7 protein-coding genes and 2 pseudogenes are annotated in these 6,934 nt (G+C 39.1%); 5 read left to right on the top strand and 4 right to left on the bottom strand.

Annotated elements, in window-relative coordinates:
* Positions 1–168: 168 nt before the first annotated feature.
* A pseudogene (locus tag ACFVSH_RS21175) lies at positions 169–753 on the bottom strand (CGNR zinc finger domain-containing protein).
* A gap of 342 nt (positions 754–1,095) precedes the next feature.
* Here ACFVSH_RS21175 and treP point away from each other — a divergent pair.
* The 5 genes and pseudogenes from treP to ACFVSH_RS21200 all read left to right on the top strand — a co-directional run.
* Entirely contained in the window at positions 1,096–2,547 is a 1,452-nt protein-coding gene (gene treP, locus ACFVSH_RS21180) for a PTS system trehalose-specific EIIBC component (RefSeq protein ID WP_260287509.1), read from the top strand.
* A gap of 80 nt (positions 2,548–2,627) precedes the next feature.
* Positions 2,628–4,298 (top strand): alpha,alpha-phosphotrehalase, encoded by a 1,671-nt coding sequence (treC, locus tag ACFVSH_RS21185; RefSeq protein ID WP_387707682.1) that lies wholly within the window; start codon positions 2,628–2,630, stop codon positions 4,296–4,298.
* Between the two features lie 29 nt (positions 4,299–4,327).
* On the top strand, positions 4,328–5,041 hold the full coding sequence (treR, locus tag ACFVSH_RS21190) for a trehalose operon repressor (protein ID WP_387595293.1): 714 nt from the start codon (positions 4,328–4,330) through the stop codon (positions 5,039–5,041).
* Between the two features lie 294 nt (positions 5,042–5,335).
* A complete protein-coding gene (locus ACFVSH_RS21195; protein WP_387707684.1) occupies positions 5,336–5,470 on the top strand; it encodes a hypothetical protein in 135 nt (44 codons plus the stop codon).
* Positions 5,428–5,868: pseudogene (locus ACFVSH_RS21200) on the top strand (hypothetical protein); the annotation flags it as partial. The gene ACFVSH_RS21195 and the pseudogene ACFVSH_RS21200, both read left to right, overlap by 43 nt.
* Here the strand turns inward: ACFVSH_RS21200 and ACFVSH_RS21205 are convergent.
* The 3 genes from ACFVSH_RS21205 to ACFVSH_RS21215 form a co-directional block, all read right to left on the bottom strand.
* Entirely contained in the window at positions 5,806–6,030 is a 225-nt protein-coding gene (locus ACFVSH_RS21205; protein ID WP_387595298.1) for a hypothetical protein, read from the bottom strand. The pseudogene ACFVSH_RS21200 and the gene ACFVSH_RS21205 sit on opposite strands and share 63 nt — an antisense overlap.
* 163 nt (positions 6,031–6,193) lie before the next feature.
* Positions 6,194–6,541, bottom strand: coding sequence for a DMT family transporter (locus ACFVSH_RS21210; RefSeq protein WP_387595301.1), 348 nt, complete (start codon positions 6,539–6,541; stop codon positions 6,194–6,196).
* A gap of 25 nt (positions 6,542–6,566) precedes the next feature.
* The gene (locus tag ACFVSH_RS21215) at positions 6,567–6,893 is read right to left on the bottom strand and encodes a DMT family transporter (protein ID WP_387595304.1); all 327 of its coding nucleotides are present in this window, start codon (positions 6,891–6,893) and stop codon (positions 6,567–6,569) included.
* Between the last annotated feature and the right edge of the window lie 41 nt (positions 6,894–6,934).

The raw sequence follows: 6,934 nt of genomic DNA on the forward strand, positions 1-6,934 counted from the left end.
CTGGAGGGGAAATCAACCACACCACATTACTTGGTAAATAGCAACAAAGTATGCGGAAACTGCCTTATATAATTAGACTTTACACGAAACAAACTAACCTGTAAATATAGTTTCTAGTGGTTATTTTAAAAATCCATAAAAAGCCAACTTATATAATAAGTTGGAACTTCATTCATCATCAGATTTTCGGTGTTGAAATCGGGCAACCTTTTTTCTATTCCCGCATATTTTCATTGAACACCACTTGCGTCTTCCGCTTTCATCGATAAATAACACGACGCAATCATCATTCGAGCATCACTTTAGTGATGACAGCTTCTTTTCTTCGATTAATGTTAATGTGTCAAAAGCAATATAAGATAGCAGGATATCTTCCGCTTCTCCAACAGGTATGGGAACAAGTCTTTGATCCATTAATTTATAAGTGAAAGGTGATTTTTCGATTTTACTTTCTAAAAAAGCGATAAACTCATCAGGAATCATATTTCCATCTGCAATTAACTCAAATTGTTTTCTTAAAATAGTACGCATTTCTATAATGCCTACAAATAACTGCTGAATTCTCTCTTTAATTTTCAAGAATAGCTGATTATCCCAATATGAGTTTTTCCCTATTATTGCAGCAAGCAAGTCCAACACATCCCGATCTGAAAGTAATATGTCTTGCCGTTGACCTCGACTGACTAGTTCCGTGTTCACTAAGTCCAGAGAAAGATTACCTGATATAAGTGGAAATTTATTAATTTCAGACATATGTTCATCACTCATTTTTCTGTTAAATGCTAACCTTTAAAATATTGATTTAGAGGTTATGTCAACATAATACCCTATTTCGGGATTTTTCAGCTAGTTATTCATGTTAAGAACCCCATAGCCAATCATCTTACATGAGAGATTGTTGATGTTATCAAACATCCATATTAGCAATAACAGTATAGTAAATGAAATCACATGATAATCAATCCTATTAAAGTGAGGGAAAAAGCTCTTGACACAACCTGTACGTACAGGATAATATGAAAGCGTATACAGAACCTATACGTACAGGTTATAAAAACAACTATATTTTGCTTTCTAGGGAAAGGAAGTAGTGAAATGGGTAAATACACAGAACCAGCAACGGATTTGCTTCAACATGTCGGAGGGAAAGAGAATATTGCTACGGTTACGCATTGTGCGACAAGAATGCGTTTTGCTTTGAAAGATCCCTCCAAGGCAGATGTAACGAATATCGAATCGATTAAGCTTGTGAAAGGAACGTTTACACAAGCTGGCCAGTTCCAGGTTATAATCGGGAACGAGGTATCATCGTTTTATAATGAATTCGTTTCCATAGCTGGACTTCAGGAAGCGTCAAAAGAAGATGTGAAAAATGCAGCTAAACAGAATATGAGCTGGCTGCAGCGTATGATTGCCCATCTTGCGGATATTTTCACCCCGCTGATTCCTGCCATTGTCGTTGGCGGACTCATTCTTGGATTCCGCAATATCATCGGCGATATTAAAATGTTCGATGATAGCACAAAGACCCTTGTGGATATTTCCCAATTTTGGGCAGGGGTCCATGCCTTCCTTTGGCTGATAGGTGAAGCTATTTTTCATTTTCTTCCTGTTGGGATTACATGGTCGATCTCGAAGAAAATGGGCACGACTCAAATTCTCGGCATCGTCCTTGGTTTGACCCTGGTTTCCCCACAACTTCTTAATGCATATGCAGTGGCAAACACAAAGGCAAGTGACATACCTTTTTGGGATTTCGGTTTTGCCCAGGTCGACATGATCGGCTATCAGGCTCAAGTCATCCCAGCGATACTTGCAGGGTTCGTCTTGGCATATTTAGAACGGTTCTTGAGAGATAAAGTGCATAATTCCATTTCCATGATCGTCGTTCCATTTTTCGCTTTACTTCCAACTGTTATCATTGCCCACACCATTTTGGGGCCTTTAGGCTGGAAAATCGGTTCTGTGATTTCTACGGTTGTATATTCCGGATTGAATTCATCAGTTGGCTGGCTATTTGCTGCAGTTTTCGGCTTTGCTTATGCACCGCTTGTCATCACGGGACTGCATCACATGACAAATGCAATCGATCTTCAGCTCATGAGTGAACTTGGCGGTACGAACCTATGGCCGATGATCGCATTATCCAATATTGCACAGGGAACGGCAGTGCTTGCGATGATTTACATCAACAGAAAGGACCAGGAGGAAAGACAAGTTTCCATCCCCGCTACGATTTCATGTTATCTAGGTGTAACCGAGCCAGCCATGTTCGGGATTAACCTGAAATACGGCTTTCCGTTCTTAGCCGGTATGATCGGTTCACTTTTCGCAGGCATCGTTTCAGTCGGATCTGGAGTAATGGCTAATTCCATCGGTGTTGGGGGGATTCCGGGTATTCTATCCATCCAGCCACAGCACATGGGAATGTTTGCACTCGCGATGTTGGTTGCTTTCGTTGTGCCATTCATTTTGACTATTGCATTTTCCAAACGTCCTAAAATGAATTTGAAAACAAGAACGAAAACAACGAAATTAAATGCTTAATAACGCGGAGGGGGAGCATTCTCCCTCTTTTTTAACATACTGGCAAAAGAGACATCAGGGATAGCAGAGGAGGAATCATAATGAAGGATTTTAAAAAAAGTACCATCTATCAAATTTATCCGAAGTCATTTAAGGATTCGAACGGTGACGGCATCGGGGACATAAATGGTGTTATTGAAAAACTTGATTATCTGAATGAACTGGGAGTGGATTATATTTGGCTGACCCCTTTTTATCGTTCCCCTCAGAATGATAATGGATATGATGTAGCGGATTATACATCCATTGATCCTGTTTTCGGGACGATGGATGATTTCGAAAGATTGGTGAAGGATGCTAATTCGCGGGATATCCAAATCATGTTGGATATGGTATTCAACCATACATCAACAGAGCATGAATGGTTCCAAAAAGCATTGTCTGGAGTTAAAGAATATAAGGACTATTATATTTTCAAGAAATCGAAAGATGGAGAGCCCCCTACCAATTGGATTTCGAAATTCGGAGGCCCTGCATGGGAATATGTAGCGGAACATGATGAATACTACCTTCACTTGTTCGATCGGACCCAAGCTGATCTTAACTGGGAAAATCCCAGAGTAAGGCAGGAAATCTTCAATGTAGTTAACTTCTGGATGGATAAAGGTGTCAAAGGCTTCCGTTTGGATGTGATCAATCTTATTTCGAAACCCGACTTCTATGAAAATGACGATGATGGAGATGGACGCTGCTTTTATACAGATGGTCCCAAAATTCATCAATTCCTTAAAGAGATGCATGAAGAAACATTTGGGAAGGATGTAGAGGTGATGACTGTAGGGGAAATGTCATCGACGACCATTGACCATTGCATCAAATATTCATCTCCAGTTGAAAAGGAGCTGTCCATGGTATTCAGTTTCCATCATCTAAAGGTGGATTATAAAGATGGGGAAAAGTGGTCAGTGGCAGATTTTGACTTCAGGCAGTTAAAGGAAATCCTAAGCAGCTGGCAGTATGGGATGCAAGAAGGAAATGGATGGAATGCCCTGTTCTGGTGCAACCATGACCAGCCGAGGATCGTATCCAGGTTTGGGAATGATCAAGAGTATCATAAGGAATCTGCCAAGATGCTGGCAACATCCATTCATATGCTTAGGGGAACCCCTTATATTTATCAAGGGGAGGAAATAGGAATGACCAACCCGAAATTCAATGATATTGGTCAATATCGGGATGTGGAATCGATTAATTATTATAATATTTTAAAAGAGGCAGGCAAGGATGAACAGGATATAATCGAAATTCTTCAGGCTAAATCCCGTGATAATTCTCGAACTCCCATGCAGTGGGAAGATACGGAGCACGCAGGCTTTACAAAAGTGACGCCATGGATTTCAGTGCCTGATAATGCTAAGGTAATCAACGCAGAACACGCACTAAAGGATCAGGATTCCATTTTTCATCATTACCAAAAACTTATATTCTTACGCAAGAAACATGATATCATTGCATATGGGGACTACCAGGAAATTCTTGGCGGCCATGACCAATTGTTCGCTTATGTTCGCAGTTATGAAGACGAGAAACTTTTGGTCATCAATAACTTTTATGCAAAGGAAGCGTCCTTCGAGATCCCAAAAGATATGGACCTATTCGGATACAACTCGGAGCTCTTGCTCTCAAACTATATCGATTCGAAAGAAATTGAAGGTGATTTTATCCTTCGACCCTATGAATCGGTTGTCTATTTGTTGAAAAAGGACAAGTAGCAACTAAGAAAATATATTGTGGTGATGAAATGAACAGCAAGTATCTATCGCTATATAGTGATATCGTTTCAAAAATTGAAGAAGGAACCTTTCCGACAAATTCCAAGCTTCCTTCCGAAAGCAGCTTCATGGAAGAGTATGGCTTATCCAGGGATACTGTGAGAAAGTCATTACAGTTGCTTGAACAAAATGGATATATCCATAAAATCAAAGGCAAGGGTTCATTTGTCTTGGATTTCAGCAAATTTAATTTTCCTGTAGCAGGGTTGATTTCCTATAAAGAAATGGTGGAAAAGTTGAATTTGCATTCCAAAACGATCATCCATAAGTTGGAGCTTGAGAGCCCTGACGCTAACATGGCCAAGCTTCTGGACTTAACGGATGGTGGTAAAGTGTGGAAAGTGTTTCGGGTACGGCAAATCAACGGCAAGAAAATCATACTGGATAAAGACTATTTCAAAAGCGAGTTCGTAACCAACCTGACGAAGGAAATTTGCGAGGATTCGATTTATGGATATATCGAAAAGGGACTCGGACTCCAGATCGGTTTTTCCAATAAGGAAATTACCGTGGAGCCATGCAGTGAAGAAGATAGACAATTATTGGACATTGAAGACTTCGATATGGTGGCAGTGGTGAAAAGTACGGTTCATTTAATCGATGGAAGTTTGTTTCAGTATAGTGAATCCAGGCATAGACCCGATAAATTCAAGTTCACGGACTTTGCACGAAGAACCTGGTGAATGCTAAAGGTATTTGGTGAATGGCAGTCTAAGGATGAAATGAAAAAACAATTAGATTGCCAAGGAAAACGCTGTGGAATTATATGGGAGGACTGGACTGATTCATGAAAGGTCAGCTCTAGTCAAAAGGAGAAGGTCGCCGTGGCGGCCTTTTTTTAATGCTGTTAATGTATCGTGTTATTCTTATAGACATCGAATTGGACTCTTTCTATTTGGCTGTTTTCGTATTGGATTGTTGATATTGGAATCAAACTATTTATTCGAATAATGGATTATACAGGAGGGCATTCAACAATGTGGTTAGATATTTATCAGGATTTTTCAGTCCTTACTCCAAAACAACATTTAAAGCTCTTTAATGCTATTAAAGAAGATTTGTTCCTTGAGCAGGAAAAGGACGAGATACTGCTGTCGAGTTGGACAAGGTGAGAGGAAGCCATACCGACACCTCTGCTTTGCACTGATACAGCCACTTACTTTAAGAAAATCGCGATAATGAAGGTTCTTCAGCATGAACCTATTAACGTAATTAAGAAGGTCTATGTAAGAAAAGATATTATCATATCCAGCACGTAAATGGCTACCACAAACGTTAAAAAAAGCAGATGGACCGTTTTCAAGGAGTGGCCACTAAGTACATTGATAATTACCTTTTCTGGCACTAATTTCTTGAGTTGAATAAAAAAGTGCCTTTTCAAGGACGCCTAAAAGATTTGCTTCTCACTTCCTGTCAACGGGTGTATTTTACAACCGTTTTCAAGTTTTTATCGGAACTTGTATATATAAATCTTTTCTGCAAAAAAACATACAATCAGACCGATAATTAGTGGAACCAACGAACCAGCTGAAATGAAGAAGCCGTTTCCGTTCTCGGTATATTCGTGATGGAACATTAACCAAGGAATAGTAAACATATGACCAACCAGATAAAGCATTCCTGTCGTCAATACAAATGAACCAAAGGTAACTATGAAGCTCTTTAATTTCATCTAAACACCTCCTAATTAGATATTAACAGACCTTTCAGTTATTTCTAATATTATACAATTCATTTTTCTAATATTATACAATTCATTTTTCTAATAGCAACAATCTTTTAGAAAAGAGCCTTTTATTTTTAAACGAGCGGGGGAGAGGAAGATCATCAAACCATTAGTTTGACGATCCTTCTGCTTGTTTGTGAGTATGGGAAGCATTTAGTAACGCCACTCCACCAATGATTAATACTAAGCCACCTAATGTAGTGATACTAAATGGCTCACTCCATAATAGTACGCCAATTAATGCTGTTAAAGCTGTGCCTATTCCGGACCAAATGGCATAAGCCAAGCTTAACGGAATTGTTTTAAGACATATAGATAAGCTATAAAATGCAATTCCAAATCCTATTATAACCCCAAGTGAAGCGAATAAATGCGTGAATCCTTCAGACAACTTAAGCATGGTCGTACCAAAGACTTCGCTAAAGATGGATATTCCTAAAGCCATGTATCCTTTCATACTATTACCTCCGATTACTAAATTGTTAATTGCCTCCACTTGAGAGTTTCAAAACCACCACTCCTCCAATGATCAGGACTAAACCTAAAAATTTTTTCACGTTAAAGCTTTCTTTATAAACGATAACTCCGACTAAAGCAGTTAAAGCTGTGCCTATTCCTGACCAAATGGCATAAGCCGTTCCAAGCGGTATGGTTATTAATGATAACGATAGGCAATAAAAAGCCAAACCCATTCCAATTACCACACCTATGGAAGGGAATAACCTTTTAAACCCGTTTGATACTTTTAACATCGAACTGCCAAACACTTCACTTAGGATGGCTATTGCCAAAAATGCATAAGGATTCAAGATGAACTCCTCCTAAATATTGATCTATTTTTTCCTGTCTC

The organism is Peribacillus sp. NPDC058002, assembly GCF_042886655.1.
Taxonomy (GTDB): domain Bacteria; phylum Bacillota; class Bacilli; order Bacillales; family DSM-1321; genus Peribacillus; species Peribacillus aracenensis.